The organism is Pasteurella pantherarum, from assembly GCF_049670885.1.
Lineage (GTDB): Bacteria > Pseudomonadota > Gammaproteobacteria > Enterobacterales > Pasteurellaceae > Pasteurella.
On sequence record NZ_CP187173.1, the window covers coordinates 870,811 to 894,206 of the forward strand.

Consider the following 23,396-nt stretch of genomic DNA (forward strand, 5'->3'; position numbering starts at 1 on the left):
TTCTTTTCAAGAAAAGACAGCGTGGTGAAAGCTTGACTGCCAAGAGAAAAGAGAATGGAAATAAAAAAGTGCGGTCGTTTTTCAAAACTTTTCGACCGCACCGCTTTTATGAGGATTTATTGTAATGCTTTTTCAATTTTCTCATATAAATCACGAGAAATATTCTCAACTTCGCTTAACCGCTCTAAGCCACGTTTCATTAAGGTTTGACGTTGTCCATCATAACGAGAGAAACGAATCAACGGTTCAATTAAACGTGATGCCACTTGTGGATTGCTTTCATTTAAACGAATCAGAATATCCGTTAAGAAACGATAACCAGACCCATCAATTGCATGGAACGCTTTTAAATTATGGTTTGCAAAGCTACCGACTAAGGATCTCAAACGGTTTGGATTATTAAAGTTGAAACTTGGATGATCCATTAACTTCATCACATTTAATAGCACATCTTCATCTGGGCGTGTGGCTTGTAACATAAACCATTTATCCATCACTAAGCCATCATGCTGCCATTGACGTTCAAAATCCGCCAACAAGGCATCTCGACAAGGGAGTTGGGCTTTTGTTGCCGCACTTAATGCCGCAAGCGTGTCTGTCATATTATTGGCGTAGCTATAATGTTTATTGACTAAATTATTGCCGACCGTCGTATAAGCAAGATAACTCACACAGAGATTACGCAAGGCACGTAACGCAATATCCTCCGCAGTGACACGGTATTCCACTAAGCGAATATCGTTATACACTTTTAATAAACTTTGTTTCAAACTTTCCGCAATAGTACGTACCATAAAATCACGGACTATGCTAATGCCTTCAGGATCAATGGTTTTAAATAATTCTGCAAACTCGGTGACTTTAGGCAAGGTCAAAATTAATGTGGTCAATTCAGGATCTTGCTGATATGCCTCTAAAATTTGGTATAACTCAGCCAAAATTTCCGCAGAAAATTCTAAGGTTTTACCTTGTTGATAACGGGTTAAGTTACGACGTAACTCCGTGGCATAAAGCATTTGTGCCACATCCCAACGAACGAACTGATTTTCCGCATAACGCAATAATGTAATCAATTGTGGTGTGCTGTATTCATAATGCAATTTTACAGGGGCGGAAAAATCACATAACAAAGCAGGGACAGGTTTACTTTTCACACCAGTAAACTGGAAGTGTTGTTCGGCTTGTTTAACATCTAACACTGGATTTATTGCTTGCCCCTCATGTTCCAACACTTGTGCCTGACCTGTTTTATCATATAAGGCGATTTTTAATGGAATATGTAAATTCACTTTTTCCATTTGATCTGCAGTCGGTGGCGTATGTTGAGCCACATTTAAGGTATACACTTCGGTTTCAGGATCATAACTATCGCTCACCGTTAATTCTGGCGTGCCTGATTGGCTATACCAATGACGGAATTGGCTAAGATCAATCCCTGAAGCTCGCTCCATAGCTGAAACAAAATCTTCGCAGGTTGCTGCTTTACCGTCTTGTTCTGCCACATAAAGTTGCATACCTTTTTGGAATTGTGCTTCGCCTAACAGCGTATGAATCATACGAATCACTTCTGCCCCTTTTTCATAAACGGTCATGGTATAGAAGTTATTCATTTCAATGACTTTATCTGGACGAATAGGATGAGACATTGGGCTTGCATCTTCGGCAAATTGTGCAGTACGCAATAAACGCACATCTTCAATACGTTTACCTGAACGGGACCACAGGTCTGAGGTAAATTCTTGGTCACGGAAAACCGTTAATCCTTCTTTTAAACTCAGTTGGAACCAATCACGACAGGTAATACGGTTACCTGTCCAGTTATGGAAATATTCATGTGCAATCACACTTTCTACGGCAATGTAATCTTCATCAGTAGCGGTTTGCGGATTTGCCAACACAAATTTAGAGTTAAAGATATTCAACCCTTTATTTTCCATCGCCCCCATATTGAAGAAATCCACTGCCACAATCATGTAAATATCTAAATCATATTCAAGACCAAAACGATCTTCATCCCATTTCATGGCTCGTTTTAAGCTTTGCATTGCCCAATCCGCACGGTCTAAATTGCCACGGTCAACAAAAAGCTCAAGTGCCACTTCACGTCCGCTTTTGGTGATAAAGGTATCTCGAAGCACATCAAAATCCCCTGCCACTAAGGCAAATAGATAGCTTGGTTTAGGGAAAGGATCATGCCATTCTACCCAATGACGCCCATCAGGAAGTTCCCCCTGTTCCGTGCGGTTACCGTTCGACAATAAATAAGGGTATTGACTTTTATCTGCCGTAATTTTGGTGGTATAACGAGCAAGCACATCGGGACGATCTAAGGTATAGGTAATTTGACGGAAACCTTCGGCTTCACATTGGGTACAAATACCTTCTCCTGATTGGTATAAACCTTGTAACGAGGTGTTTTTTTCGGGGGCTAAAATGGTGACAATTTCTAATTCAAAGTGATCATCGTTGAGTTGACTTAAATCTAAGCTTAAACTTTCACTGTCTTGCTGATAATGTTTAAACTCTTCACCGTTTAATTTAATGCGAGAAAATTGGAAGCTGTGTCCATCTAAACGTAAGTGCGTGGCGGAAGGATTTAAACGCTGATATTGTGTCGTGGCGGTCACGATCGTTTTCTTAGGATCAAGTTGGAAATCAAGGAAAATCGTGGTAATCGTAAAATCGGGTGCTTTATAATCTTTTCTATATTTTGCTTTAGCTTGCATAAAAAAACCTATCTCTTTTTCGAACTGAAAAACTTGATTAGGATATGACTTTATACCCTAAGTTGCAATCAGATTTTATCAAGGGAAAACAAAAGCAAACGTTTGCTTATTGCTTATTGTGTGCTATTCTACGCAGGCTTTTATTTTTGGATTTAATAAGGATAAAAATGTCAAATATCACCGCACAACAAACCCCTCAAATTGCCATTGTGATGGGGTCAAAAAGTGACTGGTCAACCATGCAAGAAGCCACACTTATTCTTGATCAATTACAGGTGCCTTATCATGTTGAAGTTGTTTCTGCTCACCGCACACCTGATAAACTTTTTCAATTCGCTGAAAGTGCGGTAGAAAAAGGGTATAAAGTCATTATTGCTGGTGCAGGAGGGGCGGCACACTTACCAGGTATGATTGCTGCAAAAACCCTTGTCCCAGTCCTCGGTGTGCCAGTGAAAAGCAGCATGTTAAGCGGTGTTGACAGCTTATATTCTATTGTGCAAATGCCCAAAGGGATTCCAGTTGGCACGCTTGCGATTGGGCCTGCTGGTGCTGCCAATGCAGGATTATTAGCCGCACAGATTTTAGCAGCATACGATGCCGATTTATACGCCCGTTTAACGCACTTTAGAGAACAACAAACCCATCTAGTACTGGACAATCCCGATCCTCGGGTTCCATAATTGAGATATTAGGGCGGACAATATGTTCGCCCTGTCTATTTTTTATTTTCTTTTTACTGGATTTACTATGCAAAAAAGCTCGTTATACCCAACAATTTATGTTTTAGGGAATGGTCAACTTGGTCGTATGCTCCGTTATGCAGGTGCACCATTAGACATTCACGTCCAACCCCTTGATTTTGATGCTCCTCTCTTTGATTTACCCAAAGACAGCTTGATTACCAGTGAAATTGAACGCTGGGAAAGCACACCACTCACCGACATGCTAGGAAAACACCCACAGTTTGTAAATCGTGATGTGTTTGCTCAATTAGCGGATCGGTTATCACAAAAGACCTTGTTAGATGAATTAGCATTGCCGACTTCCCCTTGGTGTCAATTAACCCAACATGAAGACTGGCAACAAACCTTCCAACATATTGGTGAAAAAGTGGTGGTCAAACGTCGCATGGGGGGATATGACGGTCGAGGACAATGGATTGTTGACCAAGGGAATACCGACATCATTAGCGATGCGTTATTCGGTGAGGTGATTGCAGAAAAATTTATCCCTTTTGATTATGAGATTTCCCTTGTCGGTGCGAGATTCCGTTCGGGAGAAACCCGTTTCTACCCTGTCACCCATAACTTACAGCAAAATGGGATTTTACGTTATAGCGTAGTGGATGTGAATTTTGCTCAACAAGCCCAACAACAAGCTCAAGCAGAAGCCATGTTAGGCAAAATTATGCATAAATTAAATTATGTGGGTGTCATGGCAATGGAATGTTTTGTGGTCGGCGATCAGCTATTAATTAATGAACTTGCCCCACGTGTACACAATAGCGGACATTGGACCCAATTGGGTTGTTCCATTAGCCAATTTGAGTTGCATTTAAGAGCCTTGTTGGATTTGCCTACGCCTGAACTGCAAACCTTCGCCCCAAGTGTGATGGTGAATTTAATTGGCACCCCGCATCATCCCGCATGGTTAAACACCCCATTTAGCCAATTACATTGGTATGGGAAAGCGGTCAGAGAAGGACGGAAACTCGGACATATTAATTTAACGCATCCCAATAAAGCCGTATTAATTGAAAACCTCGAAACATTGCGTCAAGCATTACCCGAGGATTATCAATCAGGTTTAAATTGGGCGATAGAAAAATTAAAATAATAAAATTTTATACCGCACTTTTAAGATTTTATCTAAAAACAGAATTAATTTTTTAAATTATTTTAGGCTGCACTTGATAATCAGTTTCTCGTGCAGTATAACTAATCCATGATGACAAATAACAAATGACTAAACACAATAGGGGAAGGATTTCATTATGTTTGAAAATATTACAGCAGCACCTGCGGATCCTATTTTAGGCTTAGGTGAATCATTTAAAGCGGAAACTCGTGATAATAAAATCAATTTAGGTATTGGTGTTTATAAAGATGCACAGGGCAATACCCCAATCATGAAAGCGGTAAAAGAAGCAGAAAAACGCTTATTTGATCTGGAAATGACCAAAAACTATTTAGCGATCGATGGGGTTGCCGAATTTAATGCTCATACCAAAGCCTTATTATTTGGTGCAGATTCTGAGGTCATTAAACAAGGTCGTGCCAAAACAGTGCAAAGTTTAGGGGGAACAGGGGCATTACGTATCGCCGCAGAATTTATTAAACGTCAAACCAAATCACAAAATGTTTGGATCAGCACCCCAACTTGGCCAAACCACAACGCCATTTTCAATGCCGTAGGCATGACCATTCGTGAATACCGCTATTATGATGCTCAAAACAAATGTTTAGATTGGGATAACTTACTTGCTGATTTAAGTGGGGCAAGTGAAGGGGATGTGGTGTTACTACATGGTTGCTGCCATAACCCAACAGGTATCGACCCAACACCAGAACAATGGCAACAATTGGCAGATTTATCTGCGAAAAATGGTTGGTTACCATTATTTGACTTTGCTTACCAAGGCTTGGCAAATGGTTTGGAAGAAGATGCCTTTGGTTTACGCACTTTTGCCAAAAATCATAAAGAATTATTAATCGCAAGCTCTTACTCAAAAAACTTTGGCTTATATAATGAGCGTGTGGGTGCCTTCACCTTGGTTGCAGAAAATGAACAGGTTGCAGCAACAGCATTAACCCAAGTGAAAACCATTATTCGCACCCTCTACTCTAACCCCGCTTCTCATGGTGCCACCACCGTTTCCATGGTGTTAAAAGATGCGGCGTTACGCCAAGAATGGGTTACCGAATTGTCAGAAATGCGTAATCGCATCAAAGCAATGCGTAGTCAATTTGTTCAATTACTGAAAGAATTTGGAGCAGATCGTGATTTCAGCTTTATTATTGACCAAAACGGCATGTTCTCCTTCTGTGGTTTAAGCCCAGAACAAATGGATCGCTTAAAAGATGAATTTGCTATTTATGCGGTTCGCTCAGGCCGTATCAATGTCGCAGGCATTACGGAAGAGAATATTCGCCATTTATGCGAAAGCATTGTGAAAGTCTTATAAGCCAAATAGACAAAGAAAGCCTCTAATAGAAAATAGCCGCCCTGTTAAAAAGTGCGGCTATTTTTATCAACGTTTTTGAGTGAAATTACCAACGGGCTAAAGCGGCTTTGTCACTTTCTCGACTTTCAATCCAACGTTCACCTTGTGCGGTTTTTTCCTTTTTCCAAAATGGGGCTTTGCTTTTCAAAAAATCCATAATAAATTCATTGGCTTGATAAGCATCCGCCCGATGAGCAGAACTGACACCCACAAGGACAATTTCATCCCCTGTTTGTAATAAGCCTACACGATGAATCACACAAACACGTTGAATTTCCCAACGTGCTTGGGCTTGTGCCACAATTTCTTGCAAGGCTTTTTCCGTCATGGCAGGATAATGCTCCAAATACAAACTTGACACGTTATCCCCTAAATTCAAATCACGCACCTTGCCTACAAAAATAACGGCAGCCCCCACAGAATGCGGTTCGGATAACCAACTATATGCCGCATTTTGATCAAAAGACTGTTCTTGTACTGCAATTTTTACATTGCTCATTTAGCCTCCCGTCACAGGTGGAAAAAAGGCAATTTCATCCCCAGCCTTGACCTCGCTGTCTAACGGCATTAAGGATTGATTAATCGCCACTAATAATTTGCCTTTTTCAAGTGCTAATGCCCAAAGTTCGCTTTTTTCTGCTAAATGTTGGCGAACTTGCTCTGCTGTAGTGAAATCAGCAGGCAATTCTAGGGCATCTACACCAATTAATTCTCTTGTTTGTGCAAAAAATAAGATTTTTAACATACCCTTCCTCGCTTATTCCGCAATAAAATGCCCAGATTTTCCACCGCACTTTTCTAGCAGACGGATTTGCTCAATCACGATGTCTTTTTGCACCGCTTTACACATATCATAAATGGTCAATGCGGCAACGCTGGCCGCCGTCAAGGCTTCCATTTCCACGCCTGTTTTGCCCTTTAATTTACACAGGCTTTCAATACGTACTTGGTTACTCGCTACAATAGGCGTCAAGGTCACTTCCACTTTAGACAATAACAACGGGTGACATAAAGGAATTAAATCCCATGTGCGTTTAGCGGCTTGAATCCCTGCAATACGTGCGGTGGCAAATACATCACCTTTGTGGTGTTGTCCAGCCATAATCATATTCAATGTTTCTGGTGACATTGTCACAATAGCTTCTGCTCTGGCTTCTCGTACGGTGTCTTGTTTGGTGGAAACATCCACCATATTGGCTTCACCTTGTGTATTAATATGGGTAAATTTGCTCATAACATCTCATCAATCAATGGAAATAAAGAAAAAGTGCGGTGCATTTTGGAAAAGTTTCGTTAACCGCCAATGCTGGCTAAGTTTGCACGCACACCACTATCACCTTGGTGTAAAAAATGGTGTTCACGCTTGCCTTGTAAAGCAAAATGGATTCGGGCTTGCAACAGCTGCTGCTGACTGTCAGATTGCAATAAATCTCGTAGCTCAATGCCTTCTTCGCCAAACAAACATAAGTGCAGTTTCCCTTTCGCCGATACCCTGAGTCGATTGCAACTTGTGCAAAAATGCGGTTCATAAGGCATAATCAAGCCAATTTCGCCCATATAATCGGGATGCTTAAACACCTTCGCGGGTCCATCAAGCAAGCCTTTCTCTTGTAAAACCCAGCCTGCTTGACGTAATTTATCCGCTAGAATTTGTCCTGATAAATGGTGTTTGTAAAAGAAATGATCCATTTCACCAGTTTGCATCAGTTCAATAAAACGCATTTGAATGGGCTTGTCTTTAATCCAGGCTAAGAATTGGGCAAAGTCAGTATCATTTAATGTTTTCATGAGGACAGAATTGACCTTCACCTTTTGATAGCCCACCTCAAAAGCACGCTCAAGACCACGCATCACATCATCAAATTTATTTACGCCAGTAATACGATGAAACATACGAGGATCAAGGCTATCAATACTGACATTAATTGAGCTAATCCCTGCGGCTTTCCAAGCAGCAATCTCTTTTGCCATGCGGTAACCATTTGTTGTTAAAGCAATATGTTTGATAGCGGAATGTTGGGCGATTGTTTCCACAATGGGTAAAAAATCTTTGCGTAAGGTGGGTTCGCCCCCTGTAATGCGAACTTTTTCAGTCCCCATAGAAGCAAAGCTTTTCACCACTAAACGAATTTCATCCAATGTGAGGAAACTCGGTTTATTGGCTTCAGGTTGATAACCATTGGGCAAACAATAATTACAGCGAAAATTACACACATCTGTAATTGACAGCCGCAAATAGTAATAGCGACGTTGGAATGCATCCATTAATGGTGCATGCCCAACATCTTTAATGGGAATAGATTGCATTTCACACCTTTCTAAAATACGAGAGGATAAACCGTTTCCAGCGTATCCCTGAATAGCAAACATATTATGCTATTGGCATTACCACCCTATTTTTCTAAAGAAAAACGTAGGTTAAGTAAGCTCGGAGTTATGCGATAATAAATAGGGTTATCTTTGTTGGTTTGGTATTGTAAGAGATATGTTTAAGGGATTGCAAACAATTAATCGACGCTTAACCATAAAATCAGAAAATTCTTAGAAATCAATTATATAAATCAATATATAGCGACTAAAATCCTCTCTTTTTCTACTCAAAATGGTGTAGTGACGAACTTTATTTGTCTCGCATTGTCTTTACTCATAGTGCCTACAATAAGGAAAAAAGATGCCTAAATTTGCCCCACTTCCACAATATGAAAATCTACATCAAATTAATCACATTGTTGCCATTGGTGGAGGTCATGGTTTGGGACGCTTGATGTCTGCACTCAGTTTTATGCAAGAATGCTTAACAGGCATTGTTACCACAACGGATAATGGCGGCTCCACAGGACGCATTCGCCTTAATCATGGCGGCATTGCTTGGGGAGATTTACGCAACTGCTTAAATCAAATCATTACCTCACCGAGCACCGCATCTGCTTTATTTGAATACCGTTTTGCAGGTCACGGGGAATTGGCAGGACATAATCTTGGCAATTTAATGCTTAATGCCTTAGAAAATATGAATATTCGCCCTATTGAGGCAGTGAATCTCATTCGAGAATTATTACATGTCAAATCACACCTCATTCCTATGTCAGAAAGCCCTGTGCATTTAGCTGCAGTGCTGCCTTCTGGTGATTCCGTAGTCGGTGAAGTGAACGTTGATAGCTTAACTGAACTGCCTGCTTCCGTCTTTTTGGTTCCTTTAGTCAAAACCACGCCCGAAGCCCTTTGTGCATTACAACAAGCCGATGTCATTTTATTTGGCCCTGGGAGTTTCTTAACCAGCATTCTTCCCCCACTTTTATTACCAGAAATCATCACGGCATTACAACAAAGCCAAGCAAAAAAGATTTTTATTGATAATCTTGGCGTAGAAAACAGCCCTGCTGCACAACTAAAACTATCAGATCGTATTCAATGGATTCATCGAACCGTAGGAAAAAACATTATTGATGGGGCGATTGTGTCAACAAGTGCGGTCGATTTTTGCCAAGATTTACCCATCAAAGTGATGAGAAAACCCTTACACGCCGATGATATTCATTATCGACATGACCGCACGTTGCTGTCAAAAGCCATTGATGAGTTAATCGGTGAGTTATCATGACCTGATTAAATTCGTCTTGCCTGCCAATATTTTTTTGACCAATAAGGGCTGTTTAAAGAAGAATAAATGACGCCCCCTTTTGTTGATGCGTGCAAGAATAAATCTTCTTTTACATAAATTCCCACATGGTAACCATTTGGCCCTCGTCCTGTTTTAAAGAAGACCAAATCCCCTGTTTGAATTTCAGATTTTGAAATGAATTTCCCATGCTTCGCTTGCTCAACGGTCATGCGTGGCAATTTCACATTAAAACGATCTAAAAAGGTTTTTTGGACAAAACCCGAACAATCAATTCCTTGGCGTGATTGTCCCCCTAAACGATAAGGCGTTCCCGCCCATTCTCGTTGTTGTTCACTGAGCAACGTGATGGTCATGATAGGATCATTAAGCTCTCCCACATAGCGGATATTTTGCTCTGACGATGTTTTCGGTGCACTAGAACATGCACTGAAAAATATCGCTAACATCATGATAAAAAAAGATTTAATCAATGCTGGCATTTTTCCCTCAATAATAAAAGGAAAGCTATCTATGATAATCATAGATAGCTTAATGTGGTTTTCGTATCAGTGAAAAGCTTAGCTTTTAGGCTTCGTTTTTTCGACTCGAGTACGTAATTTCTGACCTGGTTTAAAGGAAACAACTCGACGGGCAGAAACGGGAACACACTCACCTGTTTTAGGATTTCGTCCCGGACGAGAAGATTTATCACGTAACTCAAAATTACCAAATCCAGATAATTTCACATCTTCGCCTGCTTCTAATGCAACTCGAATTTCTTCAAAAAAGTTTTCAACTAATTCTTTTGCATCACGTTTATTCAAATTTAATTTTTCAATTAAATTCTCCGCGAGTTCTACTTTGGTCAGTGTCATAATTTAATCTCTCAAATAGGCATTAAAACGTTGTTTTAATTCAGACAATACAACAGAAACCACAGAGTTGATATCATCTTCTTCAAGGGTTTTTTCATTATCTTGAATAATTAGGCTTATCGCCAAGCTTTTATGATTTTCAGCGACACCGTTACCTTGATAGACGTCAAATAAATTTACTTGGGTAAGTTTATTCCCTGCCACTTCTCGACAGGTATCAATAATATCACTGGCGGCAATATTATCTGCCACTACCACGGCTAAATCTCGACGGTTTGCTGGGAAACGGGAAATTTCTTTTGCTTGAACGATATGACGATTTGCAATCGCATTCCACAGAATCTCAAATACTACGGCTTTACCATTTAAACCAAGCTGTTGTGCAACTCTTGGATGAATCGTGCCAATAAAGCCAATTTCTTCACCATTTAACACAATGGCAGCAGATTGTCCTGGATGTAATGCTGGATATGATTTTGCTACAAATTTAACCAAATTACCAGTGCCCGTTAAAGATAAAATGCTTTCTAAGTCACCTTTTAGGTCAAAGAAGTCCACATTTTCCGATTTTCCTGTCCAATGTTCTGCTTTTTTGCTTCCCGTGATCACCGCACCAATCACAAATTCTTGACGTACGCCAAATTCTGCTTGAGCATCTGGCACAAAACGCAAGCCTGTTTCAAATAAACGAACACGGGTTTGTTGACGATTTTGGTTGTATTGCACAGCCCCTAATAACCCACTTAACAGCGATAAACGCATAGCTGACATTTCGACTGAAATTGGGTTAGGGAGGACAAGTGCGGTTTGTTGTGGGTGTAATAGCCCCTGCACTTTAGGATCAACAAAGCTATATGTAATGGCTTCTTGATAATCCGCATCTACTAAAGCGGTTTTAATTCGAGCTAAATCTAAATCCGCCTCTTTATGCTCACGCATACGTAAATGAGCTAACGGTGCATGATTTGGAATGCTGTTATAACCATAAATACGGGCGACTTCTTCAATTAAGTCTTCCTCAATTTCAATATCAAAACGCCAGCTTGCTGAGGTTACATGCCACACGTCATCGGCATAACTGACTTGTAAACCAAGGCGAGTTAAAATATCCGTCACGGTGTCTGTTTCAATGTGATGACCTAATAAAGCATCGAGTTTTTCACGACGTAAACTCACTTGATTCAGTTTAGGCAAAAAGGCATCGCTTGCCACTTCACAAATTTCACCCACTTCACCGCCACAGATGTCGACTAACAAGGCGGTAGCTCTTTCCATGGCTTGATGTTGTAATTCAAAGTCCACACCACGTTCAAAACGGTGTGAAGAATCGGTATGTAAGCCGTATTGTCTAGCACGACCTGCAATCGCTAAAGGGGCAAAGAACGCTGCTTCTAAAATGACATTTTGGGTTTCGCTATTTACACCGCTTGCTTGTCCACCAAAAATCCCTGCCATGGCTAATGGACCATTTTGGTCTGCGATTAACAAGGTATTTTCTTTTAATTTTGCTGTAGAACCATCTAAAAGGACTAATTCTTCGCCTGCTTTTGCCATACGAACCTGCACAGGTTGTGCCACTTTATCAGCATCAAAAGCATGCATAGGTTGACCAAGCTCAAGCAAAATATAGTTTGTAACATCCACAACAGGATCAATAGAACGAATACCGCAACGACGTAATTTTTCTTGTAACCACATTGGCGATGGGGCTTTGACATTGACATTTTTCACCACACGCAATAAATAACGTGGGCAAGCTTCTGGTGCCTGTAATTCAATCGCCACTTTCTCTGCAATCGTGGTTTTTACGGCATCAAAGTGCGGTGCATTTACAGAAAGTTTATTCACGACACCAATTTCACGAGCAATCCCCGCAATACTTAAACAGTCTGCACGATTTGGGGTTAAGCTAATTTCAACGGCATTATCATCTAATTTCAAATAATCACGTAAAGACGTGCCAACGGGGGCATCTTGAGGTAACTCAATAATTCCGTTTGATTCAACATCAATCCCTAATTCACTGAATGAACAAAGCATACCCTCAGATGGTTGACCTCGTAATTTTGTTTTTTTGATTTTGAAATCACCAGGCAACACGGCACCTTCGGTTGCACAAGCCACTTTTAGACCTTGACGGCAATTAGGTGCCCCGCACACGATATCTAATAAGCGATCACCGCCAACATTCACTTTAGTGACACGCAATTTATCAGCATCTGGGTGTTGAGCACATTCCACAACTTCACCCACAACCACGCCAGTGAAATCGCCAGCTACTTTCTCGACACCATCAACTTCTAAGCCTAACATCGTGATTTGATCACATAATTGCTCGGTGCTAATGGCTGGATTCACCCATTCACGCACCCATAATTCACTGAATTTCATTTATATACTCTCTTATTTTAAAATTCTGAATGATAACCCTTTGAACACGGTTTCATTAAATTGTATTTCTAATTGATAAGTTCCAATAGGATCGCTTTTTGAAAATTGCCAGCATTGTGTAATCACATCACTTTGCAATGCACTTTTTGGTACATTGAAGAGGATTAAATGCTCTTTATTATCTGGGCTAGATTGAATTTCCGCCCCTTCGGCATGCATTTTCATGGCTGCAGGCACTTTAAAAAACTCGGCTAAAAGATTCTGCTCTTTTTTTTCTACATTGCTAATAAAAATGCATAAGTTACGCTTTTTAGAACGAGATAATGCATTACCCTCAATGAGCTTTGGTTCTTTATTTGAAGTATCAAACACCCTTAATACGGCAATAGGTGGCTGTTGTTGAGCTTGTTGCTGTTCTGAGTTAACAGGCGTTTGTGTTTTTGCAAAGGTCATTGATGAAATCAATGCCAAACTGACAGCCATGATTTTTTTCATACCGATTTCCTATTTGAATTGTTTTAAGAAACGTAGATCATTTTCAAAGAATGAACGTAAATCTGTGACGTTGTAGCGTAACATGGTTAAACGCTCTACCCCCATACCCACAGCAAAACCTGAGTATTCGTTTGGATCAATGCCTACATTGCGAAGCACGTTAGGGTGTACCATACCACAACCTAACACTTCTAACCATTTACCGTTTTTGCCCATCACATCCACTTCTGCTGAAGGCTCTGTGAATGGGAAATAAGACGGACGGAAACGCACCTGTAAATCTTCTTCAAAAAAGGCACGTAAGAAATCATGTAATAAGCCTTTTAATTCGGTGAAGTTCGCTTTTTTATCCACATACAATAATTCGATTTGGTGGAACATCGGAGTATGCGTTTGGTCGTAGTCATTACGATACACACGACCTGGTGCCATAATACGAATAGGCGGTTGCATTTTTTCCATGGTACGGATTTGCACGCCTGAGGTTTGTGTACGCAACAATAATTCTGGATTAAACCAGAATGTATCGTGATCTGCACGGGCGGGGTGATGTTTAGGAATGTTTAATGCATCAAAATTATAATAGTCGCTTTCCACTTCTGGGCCACTTTCCACAGAAAAACCTAGCTCAGAGAAGAATTTTGTGACTCGCTCAATGGTCATCGTCACAGGGTGCAAACCGCCTGTTTCGACTTTACGGCCAGGTAAGCTCACATCAATTTTTTCTTTTGCAAGTTGTGCATCTAATTCTGCCGTTTCAAGCTGTGCTTTCTTTTCATTTAACGCATTTTGTGCAAGTTGTTTTGCCTCATTAATTTTTTGACCCACGGCAGGACGTTCTTCTGGTGAAACATCACGTAATCCTTGCATTAATGCCGTAAATGGGCCTTTTTTACCAAAATATTCCACACGAATCGCATCTAATGCTTTGCCATCTTCTGCACCAGCAATGGCATCTAATGCCTGTTTGGTAATTTGTTCTAGGTTTTGCATGCCTTCCTCTAAGTTCAATTATGCTGTGAAAAATACCGTTAATAATAATACTAACGGTCTAGAAAATCACGTTTTTATTGGTGTTTTTTGTGTTTTAACGCACTCTTTTGCGTTAAATAAAAAGGGACGTTAATCTGTCGCAACAGATTCATCTGATTCTCTCAAGAATTTAACGAAATCTATTCGTTCAAAAAATTGACCGCACTTGGGTAAGGATTGAATATCAAATGGCTGCCCTTGATATTCAAATTGTAAACGATAAGCATGTAAATAAGTGCGGTCTGTTTCTGGGGAATTTCCACCATACAACGCATCCCCTAAAATGGGGCTACCTAAACTTTTCATGGCGACCCGTAATTGATGGGTTTTCCCTGTTTGGGGTTTTAAAATAAATAAGCGTAAATTTGGCTCACAATGAAGAGAACGAAATCGGGTGATCGCAGGCTTATTCTTTGTTGGGCAAAGTTTCCACGCACCACGACGTGCTTTTTCCATATCCCCCACAATTAAGCCTTGCTTTTTCTTCGGTTTATGTTGCGATAAAGCAAGGTAAGTTTTTTGGATACGATGTTCGGCAAACAATTGGGAAAGGTTACGAGCGGCAGACTGGTTCAAAGCTAAAATGAGTAATCCCGAGGTGATTTTATCTAAGCGATGAACAAGCCAAACCTGCGGGACATTCAACTGGTTAGCGACTAATGTGGTGAATCCGACTTCTGCACTGTCTTTATGGACGCTGATGCCGCAAGGTTTATCAATCACAATAAAATCAGAATGTTGATAGATGAGGTGAAATGATTGCATGTGTTTCTCAAAATAAATAACTGATTGATGATTATAACATAACGCTTATACCACACTATGCCATTTTCGCTATAATGAGCCCTTCACAATAAGGAAACGACATGAAAGCATTAACATTTTATCTTATTCGTCATGGCAAAACAGAATGGAATGAACAAGGCTTGTTGCAAGGCCATGGGGATTCGCCGTTAACTCAAGCGGGCATTGAGGGGGCAAAACGTACCGCATATGCACTTTCTGATGTGCATTTTATCGCCGCCTATGCCAGTGGACTATCTCGAGCAATAGAAACAGCCAACACGATTTTACAGCACAAAAGTACGCCTCTGATTTGTCATACTGGCTTAAATGAATTGGCTTTTGGTTCATGGGAAGGACAATCTTTCCAACAATTGGCTTTGCTACCCGAATATGCACAAATGAAGCACGATCCTGCTCAATATCATGCATTAAGCAATCAAGGGGAAACCTATGAACAACTGGCAAAACGTGCAATGGGCGTGATTGATGAGATCATTCAAACCTATTCCGAAGGAAATATCTTAATTGTTTCTCATGGGCATACTTTACGTATGCTTTTGGCGTTATTTCAGGGAGGCACATGGCAAACGCATCGAGAAAATACGTCTAGTTTAGCCAACACCTCTATTAGCGTGGTGCGTTATCAACAAACACTAGAAGGACAAGGAACATTCCTATTGGAAAAAATCAATGACGTGAGCCACTTAACCCGTTAAAACGCCTAAAATCAAGCCATGCGAAAAAGAATTCGCCATGAAACATAACTCGGAAAAGTGGATAAGAAACATGAAAAAGATTGCATGTTTTTAGGGAGTAAAGTATTCTTTACTTGCAAATAATTAAGATTAGTGGTAGTCATTCGCTCTTTATGACAATGAAACCTTTAGAATTGCTGACTCACGTCCTTTTGTCAGCTTTTTAATCAGTGAGAGAATGAGGGAATTATGATGAAAAATACAGTATTAACCCCAATAAAAACGCGCAAGTTATCGCCAAAACAATATTTAGCAGAAGTTAAGCGAAATAGCGTATCAAACAATATCGATCACGTGACATTTATTCCGCCAAAACTAGGTTCAAAAGGTTATGGCTCATTTCAGGTCACTTATAAAATGCCGGTATTGGTGTCTCGATGAAAGATGAACAGCAAAACCTTCCTGATGTGATGAATCAAGAAGGCATGATGAAAGAGTTTATCCAACTTCAACAGCAAGAATTACTGCTGAAGAAGGAAGAACTGACCATTCGTCGAGAAGAAATTCAAGCAAATGAAAGATTAGCCAAAATCTCGATTGAAGCGAAACAGCAAACTGATTTAAAACACGGTGATATTTTTACGATTTTACAAAAAGGCAAATTATGGCTCACGGCGTTGATCGCCCTTTTTGTGTTGATCATTGTTATTTATGCCATGTATTCAGGTAACACTAATTTTGCCTTGGAAGTACTTAAAATCGGCGGGGCGTTAATGGCGGGTTATTTTGCAGGATTTGGTCGAGGCAAAGCGGTGGTTTTAGAACAACAACAAAAACAAAATCAAGACGATTAATCACAAATCCAGCCAAGGCGAGTTACCTTCTAGCGTTGCACCGCCTTAATCATACCGAAATAATACAGGGCTGAGCTCAATAGGCAATTGAACTCAGCCCTTTTCATATGACTGGAATACTGGCTGTATCCCTGTCATCACAGATATTTTCGTTAAAGCTGTTGTAGAAATTCACCCACAGTATGGAAAGATCCAAACACTAACACCACATCTTCTTGATTGGTGTTTTCAAATGCCCGTTTCACTCCAGCCAGCACCGAATCGGCACTTTCCCCCTGAAGTGGAACAGATAAGGCTTCGGCAATTTGTTGCAACGTCACAAGGAGTGTCTGCCCTGTTTGACCTCGGTAGCCTGTTAAGCTGACACAATGCCACTCATCAATCACGGGTAATAAGGGTGAAATCACCCCTTGAGCATCTTTATCTTTTAAAATGCCACACACCGCCACAATTTTCCCCGAAATATGTGACTTAAGTGCGGTCAGTTTTTCCGCTAAATAGGTGGCAGCATGGGGATTATGTCCCACATCAATGATCACTTGTGGACAGTCGGCAAGGGGTTTTCCCCACTGCATTGCTAACCGACTTAATTCCGCTTGTTGTAAGGTTTGAAAACGCCCCGTTAGTGCCACTTCCTGTAATGACTGGCGAATCACTGGCTCAGAAACCTCAAAGGGTAATTGCTCAAGGGTGGCTAAAGCTGTCGCCGCATTGGCTAATGGAATTTGACAAAAAGGTAAATTTTTTAACCGCACTTTTTGACCGAACCAATCCCACCCTGTTTCATGCACCACAAAATGCCAATCTTGATCACGGCAAGAGGTTTGACAGTGAAGCGATTGAGCATGTTGCAATAATCGCTGTGGAATATGAGGTTCACCAATAATGGCAGGTTTATTTACACGGAAAATCCCCGCTTTTTCAAAGCCAATTTGCTCACGATCTGAGCCTAAAAAGTCCACGTGATCAATATCAATGCTGGTAATCACCGCCACATCACTGTCTACGATATTGGTTGCATCTAAACGCCCACCTAAACCAACTTCTAAAATCACCACATCCAGTTTTGCTTGTTTGAACAAATGCAACGCCGAAAGAGTGCTGAATTCAAAATAGGTTAAGGAGTCCGTTTTATGTTGCTCAATAAAGGCAAAAGAGGCGGTATGCATTTCATCAGGCAATTCTTGATTTTGAATCCGTACCCGTTCGTTATAACGAATTAAATGGGGGGAAGAATAAACCCCAACCCGATAACCCGCATTTAATAAAACCGTTTCCAATAAACGACAAGTGGTGCCTTTACCATTGGTGCCCCCCACAGTAATCACAAAAGGAGCGGGGGTGAATAAATCCAGTGCTTGTGCAACAGATTTTATTCTGTCTAAGCCCAAATCAATGGCTTTGAAGTGGCTGTTTTCCAAATAAGAAAGCCACTTTGCAAGAGGCGAAGTGGCTGTTAATAACATGTTTGAATTATTCATGACGAGCTTGTGTGTCTGTAACAAATTCTGGTTCAACAAAAGGAGAAGGCTGTTGAGTGAGTTTACTTAATACGCTCGCTAACGTGTTACGCATGTCGCCACGTTTTACGATCATATCAATTGCCCCTTTTTCTAATAAAAACTCGCTACGTTGGAAACCTTCTGGTAATTTTTCACGTACGGTTTGCTCAATCACACGTGGGCCTGCAAAACCAATTAGGGCTTTCGGTTCTGCAATATTAATGTCGCCTAGCATTGCAAAGCTGGCTGAAACGCCCCCTAAGGTTGGGTCCGTTAAAACGGAAATAAATGGCACGCCTTTTTCACGCATTTTCGCTAACACGGCACTGGTTTTTGCCATTTGCATTAAGGAGAATAAGGCTTCTTGCATACGGGCACCACCACTGGCAGAAAAACACACAAAAGGACAATTTTCTTGCATTGCTTTTTCTGCGGCTTGTACAAATTTCGCCCCCACCACAGAGCCCATTGAGCCGCCCATAAAGCTAAAGTTAGAGGCAGCTGCCACAATCGGCATATTGTATAACGTGCCAAACATTGAAACTAACGCATCTTTTTCACCTGTTTCTTTTTGTGCGGCAGAAAGACGATCTTTATATTTTTTTAAATCTCTGAATTTTAAGATATCTTTAGGTTCAAGATCGGCAGATAATTCTTGCGTACTGTCTTTGTCTAATAAAGCTAAAAGGCGTTCTCTCGCATCAATACGCATATGATGTCCACATTTTGGGCAGACTTCTAAATGACGTTTTAATTCATCACGATATAACACTTGTTCACAAGATGTACATTTCGTCCAAACGCCTTCTGGTACGTTAGACTTACGAGAACCTGTTGAAGAAGTATTTTTACTAAAAATTCGATCAATCCAGCTCATGTTAATCCTTTTTTATTAACGAGAAAATTCGGTGTATTACACCATAATTCAAGGCAATATGCTAGCGATAAAGCACTGACCAGCTTAGCCCAAGTTAGCCTAATTCATTTTCCAAAAACAACGGACCTAAAGAATGTTGAGGTAAATGATATTGTTCAGGATAAAGCACATTCACCAAATAAAGCCCGTCTGGTTTTGCGGTAGGTGCTGCCAACTTGCGATCTTTTTGTGCCAATAACCAACCTAGCCATTCTACGGGCTGATGCCCTGCCCCCACTTCAATCAAGCTCCCCACAATATTCCGCACCATATGATGCACAAAAGCATTGGCTTGAATATCCACAATAATATATTGCCCACGACGCACGACATTTAAATGATGCACACAACGAAATGGCGTATGTGATTGGCATTGTGCCGCACGAAAAGAGGAAAAATCATGCTCCCCTAGCAAGGCTTGCCCGGCTTGATGCATTAATTGGTGATCTAAATCCAAATGACAATGGGTGATCCCTTCAGGCAAGATTGCTGAACGTAATTTATGACAATATAAAAGATAGCGATAGCGGCGAGCTGTCGCACTAAAACGAGCATGGAAATCCTCATCGACCACCTTTGCCCAACTGACGGAAATATCATCGGGCAAATTTGCATTCACCCCAAAGCTCCACGCTTTTTCAGGGCGATTGGCATGGGTTTCAAAATGAATCACCTGCCCTGTTGCATGGACACCTGAATCGGTACGACCTGCACAAAAAACCTGACAAGGCTCATTCGCCACAAAAGAAATGGCGTTTTCTAATGTTTCTTGGACACTCGCCACCTTTTCCTGACGTTGCCAACCAAAATACCCTTTTCCGTTATATTGGATACCCAATGCAATTTTCATGCTTTCCTTATTTTTTTCATAGACTGTGTAAAACGCCTTATTATAGAGGAGATTTCCGCTAGCGATAAGCAGAAAAATCAGGCACAATTTTGCTTTTGTGAGAAAATGCCATCAAAGTGCGGTCTATTTTAAAAAAGTATTTATAGGAAAAGCGATAAATGAAAGTGGGTTTAGTGTTAGAGGGCGGTGCTATGCGGGGGATGTTTACCGCAGGCGTGTTAGATGTGTTTTTACAAGAAAATTTGCATATTGATGGCATTGTGGCAGTTTCAGCAGGCGTATTATTCGGGGTGAATTTCCCGTCTAAACAGCCAGGACGGGTCTTGCGTTACAATAAAAAATATCTCCACGATAAGCGTTATATGGGCTGGCATAGCCTCTTAACAACAGGCAATATTGTCAACAAAGCGTTTGCCTTTTATGAATTACCCTTTACCTTAGATCCTTTCGATTTGAACACCTTTCGTGCTTCTCATATTGATTTTTATGCCACATTAACCAATGTTCAAACAGGAGAAGCTGAATATTTCAAACTGGACGATGTATTGCAAGAAATGGAAATTTTGCGAGCCACTTCTGCCATGCCGTTTGTGTCAAAAATGGTTGACATTAATGGGCAATACTATCTTGATGGTGGCATTGCAGAAAGCATTCCATTGAAAAAATGCCAAGAATTGGGTTATGACAAAATTATTGTGATCTTAACGCGTCCCTTAGCCTATCGCAAAACCCCTACGCCGCCTTGGATTTTCAACACCTTTTACCGCCAATACCCGAAATTAGTGGAAAAACTGAGTCTGCGTTATCAAAATTACAATGATCGGGTAGAAGAAATCATTAAACTGAGTGAAAACAACGAAATTTTTGTGATTCGCCCTTCTCAATCTTTACCCATCAAACGTCTTGAAAAGGATCTAAACAAAGTCCAAGCCATGTATGATTTAGGGGTGGCAGATGCCCAACGAGAAATACATAAATTACGGCAGTTTTTAGCCAGTTAAGAGTCTTTCTTGACCTTTTGATTGAAAAAGTGCGGTGATTTTTTAGAAGGTTTTGTTGTTGGCAACGGAAAGGGGTGCCACCTTTTTGTGAGTGCCTAACAGAGTAAGCGTTATATGAAAGAAGATGTGTTCGCTCAAATATTACTCATGAAATAGGTGTTTTTAATAACACATCAGACCAGTATACTTTTAATTTCCACATAGAATGTGCAGCCTCTCGTTTCAACTTGATAAAGGATGATTATGTTGATTCAAACTTAACTATTCGCTTTTCTATTCCCTATCACCTTTATTGTGCAATAACGGTGGTCTATAACCTATTCAGGTCTATAACCTATTCAGGTCAACAACGCATTTATTTCTCATGTTATGTCAGCCTCATGTCTGATCACGGGTAATTTTAGCTATACGCTTTTGTACGACGTTTTGTACATAGATAGCGAAAATGAGAAACAGAACACAATAATCACACAATGATGTAACCCATATGAAAAGTATTGCTAATTCAACATGAGACTTTTTTACTGATTTTTATCCTCGATTTGCCGATGACATAAAACATAAAGATGATGTATACCTTACCGCTAAAATCAAAAGCTCCGAGCTACTTATTGTATGTCTTTTTTACCACTTTTTTCTGTATTGGTATTGTAGGCTATTTACAAAAAAATCTGCCTTTCGTTGATGCGTTATATAACACCATTAAATTAGTCACCTTAAATGGTGAAGAACATGTTGATAATTGGCAGTTAGAATTGGCACGTTTTGCTTTGCCTTTATTTACCGTTGTCGCCATCGTAAAACTCTTTTTACAAACGATTGGCTTACAAGTCACCTATTTAACCTTACGTTTATTTCCAGCAAAAACCATTGTGTTTGGCACAACGGCTACAGCGGTGGAAGTCAGTATTCGGGCATCGCATTTAGGTAAACGCTTATTTATCGACATCTCTCCTCATGGCATTACTTACCAAGAGGAATTGCCAGCAAAACACTATAAGTTATTACGTTTACCTGAACTGTCGCATCAGCAATTAACCAATTTGCCCTTTCATGCGGCACAGCATATTTATTTTATTGGCTTGCAAGATGAGGTGAATTTAGCCCTCGCAAAATCCATTATTCCATTATTGGAAAAAAGCCCACGCAAACCACCCCATCTTTTTATTAATATTACGGGGCAATTAATGCAACGTATGGCAAATAATGAACCCTTATTTCATGAGTATCGGAAGAAGCATGGGGAATTAACATGGATCAATAGCGTACACCAACTCGCACGCACCATTTTGCAACAACGTCCGCCTTTAAATACCTCCTCTCTACAACATGAAGGACCATTGCATATTGGCTTGTTAGGGTTTACCTCGCTCACCCGTCAATTGATTTTATCTATTATGCGAAACGGGGCTTATCTCAATATTCATCAGCTACATATCAGTATTCTCAGCCAAAATGAGGAAAGTTATGTTCAATTTATTCAAAAACATCCCATTTTGAGTGCCCAACAGCCGCATTCGCCTTTATTTGGCACAGCAAAATTTCCTATTAGTTTACAACACCATGTATGCAGTATTCCGCATATTTCCCCACAATTGTTATTGGATATTATCAATCAAAAAGGCCATTTTCAGCATATTTATATTCATGATGAAAGTGATTACTTGATGTTAGAAATGGGTCATAAAACTCGCCAAATTTTAACCGCACTTGAGCTACCTTTTGCGATGACCACTTGTCTTGGTGGACGTGATATTGCTTATATTGATGCATTAAATCAGAAAATAAAACCCAACTTACCAGACAATCAAGACGTGTTTTATTTTTCAATAATGGATCACTATACCGATTTTGCTAACAAACAAGGTTATGACATTTTGCCCTTGATTATTCATACGGCTTACCATGCGATGCAATCACCCGACTTACCCGCCATTAAGTCGCCAGACTTTGCTCCCCGTTTCGCACAAGCCTTTTTGGAAAGCATTGAGCCCGCACAAAAGCATTGGCGAGAATCACTCCAAGAAAATTTCCGCCACTCTAGTCGTTGTGCGGCCGATCACTTGTTTATTAAATTAAAAGAATTGGGGTTTGAATTACGTTATCAACCTGCCCGAGGTATGCAAAATACCTTGCATCTTGCACAATTGCATTGTGCTATCCACCAGCATCTTGAAGATCTTTTACAAGTTGAACACCAACGTTTTTACCAAGAGCGAGTCACCGATGGTTGGCTGTATGCGACTCAAAACGATGAAACACTGCAACTTCATTCTAGTTTAGTGGCTTTTGACCAGTTATCCGAACAAGCATTGTATAAAGATGAATGCTTAATTCGTTTAATTCCCTTTATTTTAGCCCAACCAAAGGTGCAAGCCTATTATCAACTGATTAAAGTGGATTAGCCTTTATCTGCTTTGTGCCACAGATTATCTTAAACATTCTTGAA

General features: G+C 40.4%; 23 protein-coding genes and 1 riboswitch. Of the genes, 9 read left to right on the plus strand and 14 right to left on the minus strand.

The window, feature by feature from the left end; genetic code table 11:
- Window positions 1-116: 116 nt before the first annotated feature.
- Window positions 117-2,726, minus strand: coding sequence for an aminopeptidase N (gene pepN, locus ACPEEM_RS04110; protein WP_424407866.1), 2,610 nt, complete (start codon window positions 2,724-2,726; stop codon window positions 117-119).
- Window positions 2,727-2,893: 167 nt separating this feature from the next.
- On the opposite strand from pepN, the gene purE reads away from it, so the two are divergent.
- From purE to ACPEEM_RS04125, 3 genes are all read left to right on the plus strand, one after another.
- Window positions 2,894-3,406: a 5-(carboxyamino)imidazole ribonucleotide mutase gene (purE, locus tag ACPEEM_RS04115; RefSeq protein WP_424403366.1), complete on the plus strand. Its 513-nt coding sequence runs from the start codon at window positions 2,894-2,896 to the stop codon at window positions 3,404-3,406.
- A 67-nt stretch (window positions 3,407-3,473) separates the two neighbouring features.
- On the plus strand, window positions 3,474-4,562 hold the full coding sequence (purK, locus tag ACPEEM_RS04120; protein ID WP_424407868.1) for a 5-(carboxyamino)imidazole ribonucleotide synthase: 1,089 nt from the start codon (window positions 3,474-3,476) through the stop codon (window positions 4,560-4,562).
- Window positions 4,563-4,719: 157 nt separating this feature from the next.
- On the plus strand, window positions 4,720-5,910 hold the full coding sequence (locus ACPEEM_RS04125) for an amino acid aminotransferase (RefSeq protein ID WP_424403370.1): 1,191 nt from the start codon (window positions 4,720-4,722) through the stop codon (window positions 5,908-5,910).
- Between the two features lie 85 nt (window positions 5,911-5,995).
- Here the strand turns inward: ACPEEM_RS04125 and moaE are convergent, their stop codons facing one another.
- From moaE to moaA, 4 genes are all read right to left on the minus strand, one after another.
- A complete protein-coding gene (moaE, locus tag ACPEEM_RS04130; protein ID WP_424407869.1) occupies window positions 5,996-6,448 on the minus strand; it encodes a molybdopterin synthase catalytic subunit MoaE in 453 nt (150 codons plus the stop codon).
- Window positions 6,449-6,694 (minus strand): molybdopterin synthase sulfur carrier subunit, encoded by a 246-nt coding sequence (moaD, locus tag ACPEEM_RS04135; protein WP_424407871.1) that lies wholly within the window; start codon window positions 6,692-6,694, stop codon window positions 6,449-6,451. It lies immediately after the preceding gene.
- Between the two features lie 12 nt (window positions 6,695-6,706).
- Complete coding sequence (gene moaC / locus ACPEEM_RS04140; RefSeq protein WP_424403376.1) at window positions 6,707-7,183, minus strand: cyclic pyranopterin monophosphate synthase MoaC; 477 nt, start codon at window positions 7,181-7,183, stop codon at window positions 6,707-6,709.
- Window positions 7,184-7,242: 59 nt separating this feature from the next.
- Entirely contained in the window at window positions 7,243-8,256 is a 1,014-nt protein-coding gene (gene moaA, locus ACPEEM_RS04145; RefSeq protein ID WP_424407873.1) for a GTP 3',8-cyclase MoaA, read from the minus strand.
- A riboswitch (molybdenum cofactor riboswitch) is annotated at window positions 8,245-8,395 on the minus strand. It overlaps the preceding gene by 12 nt.
- A gap of 225 nt (window positions 8,396-8,620) precedes the next feature.
- On the opposite strand from moaA, the gene ACPEEM_RS04150 reads away from it, so the two are divergent.
- Entirely contained in the window at window positions 8,621-9,550 is a 930-nt protein-coding gene (locus tag ACPEEM_RS04150) for a gluconeogenesis factor YvcK family protein (protein WP_424403380.1), read from the plus strand.
- 5 nt (window positions 9,551-9,555) lie between these two features.
- Here ACPEEM_RS04150 and ACPEEM_RS04155 read toward each other — a convergent pair whose 3' ends face one another.
- The 6 genes from ACPEEM_RS04155 to ACPEEM_RS04180 all read right to left on the minus strand — a co-directional run bounded on the left by ACPEEM_RS04155 (window position 9,556) and on the right by ACPEEM_RS04180 (window position 15,108).
- Window positions 9,556-10,050: an NlpC/P60 family protein gene (locus ACPEEM_RS04155; protein ID WP_424403382.1), complete on the minus strand. Its 495-nt coding sequence runs from the start codon at window positions 10,048-10,050 to the stop codon at window positions 9,556-9,558.
- Between the two features lie 78 nt (window positions 10,051-10,128).
- Window positions 10,129-10,425 (minus strand): integration host factor subunit alpha, encoded by a 297-nt coding sequence (locus ACPEEM_RS04160; RefSeq protein ID WP_424403384.1) that lies wholly within the window; start codon window positions 10,423-10,425, stop codon window positions 10,129-10,131.
- A 3-nt stretch (window positions 10,426-10,428) separates the two neighbouring features.
- On the minus strand, window positions 10,429-12,816 hold the full coding sequence (gene pheT / locus ACPEEM_RS04165) for a phenylalanine--tRNA ligase subunit beta (RefSeq protein ID WP_424407875.1): 2,388 nt from the start codon (window positions 12,814-12,816) through the stop codon (window positions 10,429-10,431).
- 12 nt (window positions 12,817-12,828) lie between these two features.
- A complete protein-coding gene (locus tag ACPEEM_RS04170) occupies window positions 12,829-13,311 on the minus strand; it encodes a hypothetical protein (protein ID WP_424403388.1) in 483 nt (160 codons plus the stop codon).
- 9 nt (window positions 13,312-13,320) lie between these two features.
- A complete protein-coding gene (pheS, locus tag ACPEEM_RS04175; RefSeq protein WP_424403390.1) occupies window positions 13,321-14,304 on the minus strand; it encodes a phenylalanine--tRNA ligase subunit alpha in 984 nt (327 codons plus the stop codon).
- Window positions 14,305-14,433: 129 nt separating this feature from the next.
- Window positions 14,434-15,108, minus strand: coding sequence for a TIGR01621 family pseudouridine synthase (locus tag ACPEEM_RS04180; RefSeq protein WP_424403392.1), 675 nt, complete (start codon window positions 15,106-15,108; stop codon window positions 14,434-14,436).
- A 101-nt stretch (window positions 15,109-15,209) separates the two neighbouring features.
- Here ACPEEM_RS04180 and ACPEEM_RS04185 point away from each other — a divergent pair, with 101 nt between their 5' ends.
- The 3 genes from ACPEEM_RS04185 to ACPEEM_RS04195 all read left to right on the plus strand — a co-directional run bounded on the left by ACPEEM_RS04185 (window position 15,210) and on the right by ACPEEM_RS04195 (window position 16,678).
- On the plus strand, window positions 15,210-15,845 hold the full coding sequence (locus ACPEEM_RS04185) for a histidine phosphatase family protein (RefSeq protein ID WP_424407877.1): 636 nt from the start codon (window positions 15,210-15,212) through the stop codon (window positions 15,843-15,845).
- Window positions 15,846-16,073: 228 nt separating this feature from the next.
- Window positions 16,074-16,265 carry a hypothetical protein gene (locus ACPEEM_RS04190; protein WP_424404372.1) on the plus strand — a complete coding sequence of 64 codons (192 nt, stop codon included), beginning with the start codon at window positions 16,074-16,076 and terminating at the stop codon, window positions 16,263-16,265.
- Window positions 16,262-16,678 (plus strand): hypothetical protein, encoded by a 417-nt coding sequence (locus tag ACPEEM_RS04195; protein WP_424403396.1) that lies wholly within the window; start codon window positions 16,262-16,264, stop codon window positions 16,676-16,678. Before ACPEEM_RS04190 ends, ACPEEM_RS04195 begins: the two co-directional genes overlap by 4 nt.
- 152 nt (window positions 16,679-16,830) lie before the next feature.
- Here ACPEEM_RS04195 and folC read toward each other — a convergent pair whose 3' ends face one another.
- The 3 genes from folC to truA form a co-directional block, all read right to left on the minus strand.
- The gene (gene folC, locus ACPEEM_RS04200) at window positions 16,831-18,159 is read right to left on the minus strand and encodes a bifunctional tetrahydrofolate synthase/dihydrofolate synthase (protein ID WP_424407879.1); all 1,329 of its coding nucleotides are present in this window, start codon (window positions 18,157-18,159) and stop codon (window positions 16,831-16,833) included.
- Window positions 18,152-19,057 (minus strand): acetyl-CoA carboxylase, carboxyltransferase subunit beta, encoded by a 906-nt coding sequence (gene accD / locus ACPEEM_RS04205; RefSeq protein WP_424403400.1) that lies wholly within the window; start codon window positions 19,055-19,057, stop codon window positions 18,152-18,154. Before accD ends, folC begins: the two co-directional genes overlap by 8 nt.
- Window positions 19,058-19,151: 94 nt before the next feature.
- Window positions 19,152-19,946, minus strand: a complete 795-nt coding sequence (gene truA, locus ACPEEM_RS04210; RefSeq protein WP_424403402.1) for a tRNA pseudouridine(38-40) synthase TruA — start codon at window positions 19,944-19,946, stop codon at window positions 19,152-19,154.
- A gap of 158 nt (window positions 19,947-20,104) precedes the next feature.
- On the opposite strand from truA, the gene ACPEEM_RS04215 reads away from it, so the two are divergent.
- The gene (locus ACPEEM_RS04215; RefSeq protein WP_424407881.1) at window positions 20,105-20,947 is read left to right on the plus strand and encodes a patatin-like phospholipase family protein; all 843 of its coding nucleotides are present in this window, start codon (window positions 20,105-20,107) and stop codon (window positions 20,945-20,947) included.
- A gap of 566 nt (window positions 20,948-21,513) precedes the next feature.
- Window positions 21,514-23,352: a hypothetical protein gene (locus ACPEEM_RS04220; RefSeq protein WP_424407883.1), complete on the plus strand. Its 1,839-nt coding sequence runs from the start codon at window positions 21,514-21,516 to the stop codon at window positions 23,350-23,352.
- The last annotated feature ends 44 nt before the right edge of the window (window positions 23,353-23,396 follow it).

Bases quoted from the DNA above. Each gene is read 5' to 3' on its own strand.
- truA (WP_424403402.1), bottom strand. From the start codon at position 19,946: ATGAAAATTGCATTGGGTATCCAATATAACGGAAAAGGGTATTTTGGT.
- ACPEEM_RS04155 (WP_424403382.1), bottom strand. From the start codon at position 10,050: ATGCCAGCATTGATTAAATCTTTTTTTATCATGATGTTAGCGATATTT.
- purE (WP_424403366.1), top strand. From the start codon at position 2,894: ATGTCAAATATCACCGCACAACAAACCCCTCAAATTGCCATTGTGATG.
- ACPEEM_RS04190 (WP_424404372.1), top strand. From the start codon at position 16,074: ATGATGAAAAATACAGTATTAACCCCAATAAAAACGCGCAAGTTATCG.
- ACPEEM_RS04215 (WP_424407881.1), top strand. From the start codon at position 20,105: ATGAAAGTGGGTTTAGTGTTAGAGGGCGGTGCTATGCGGGGGATGTTT.
- ACPEEM_RS04220 (WP_424407883.1), top strand. From the start codon at position 21,514: ATGATGTATACCTTACCGCTAAAATCAAAAGCTCCGAGCTACTTATTG.
- purK (WP_424407868.1), top strand. From the start codon at position 3,474: ATGCAAAAAAGCTCGTTATACCCAACAATTTATGTTTTAGGGAATGGT.
- moaC (WP_424403376.1), bottom strand. From the start codon at position 7,183: ATGAGCAAATTTACCCATATTAATACACAAGGTGAAGCCAATATGGTG.
- pepN (WP_424407866.1), bottom strand. From the start codon at position 2,726: ATGCAAGCTAAAGCAAAATATAGAAAAGATTATAAAGCACCCGATTTT.
- ACPEEM_RS04160 (WP_424403384.1), bottom strand. From the start codon at position 10,425: ATGACACTGACCAAAGTAGAACTCGCGGAGAATTTAATTGAAAAATTA.
- folC (WP_424407879.1), bottom strand. From the start codon at position 18,159: ATGAATAATTCAAACATGTTATTAACAGCCACTTCGCCTCTTGCAAAG.
- moaE (WP_424407869.1), bottom strand. From the start codon at position 6,448: ATGAGCAATGTAAAAATTGCAGTACAAGAACAGTCTTTTGATCAAAAT.
- ACPEEM_RS04185 (WP_424407877.1), top strand. From the start codon at position 15,210: ATGAAAGCATTAACATTTTATCTTATTCGTCATGGCAAAACAGAATGG.
- ACPEEM_RS04170 (WP_424403388.1), bottom strand. From the start codon at position 13,311: ATGAAAAAAATCATGGCTGTCAGTTTGGCATTGATTTCATCAATGACC.
- pheT (WP_424407875.1), bottom strand. From the start codon at position 12,816: ATGAAATTCAGTGAATTATGGGTGCGTGAATGGGTGAATCCAGCCATT.
- ACPEEM_RS04195 (WP_424403396.1), top strand. From the start codon at position 16,262: ATGAAAGATGAACAGCAAAACCTTCCTGATGTGATGAATCAAGAAGGC.
- ACPEEM_RS04150 (WP_424403380.1), top strand. From the start codon at position 8,621: ATGCCTAAATTTGCCCCACTTCCACAATATGAAAATCTACATCAAATT.
- ACPEEM_RS04125 (WP_424403370.1), top strand. From the start codon at position 4,720: ATGTTTGAAAATATTACAGCAGCACCTGCGGATCCTATTTTAGGCTTA.
- accD (WP_424403400.1), bottom strand. From the start codon at position 19,057: ATGAGCTGGATTGATCGAATTTTTAGTAAAAATACTTCTTCAACAGGT.
- ACPEEM_RS04180 (WP_424403392.1), bottom strand. From the start codon at position 15,108: ATGCAATCATTTCACCTCATCTATCAACATTCTGATTTTATTGTGATT.
- moaD (WP_424407871.1), bottom strand. From the start codon at position 6,694: ATGTTAAAAATCTTATTTTTTGCACAAACAAGAGAATTAATTGGTGTA.
- pheS (WP_424403390.1), bottom strand. From the start codon at position 14,304: ATGCAAAACCTAGAACAAATTACCAAACAGGCATTAGATGCCATTGCT.
- moaA (WP_424407873.1), bottom strand. From the start codon at position 8,256: ATGCAATCTATTCCCATTAAAGATGTTGGGCATGCACCATTAATGGAT.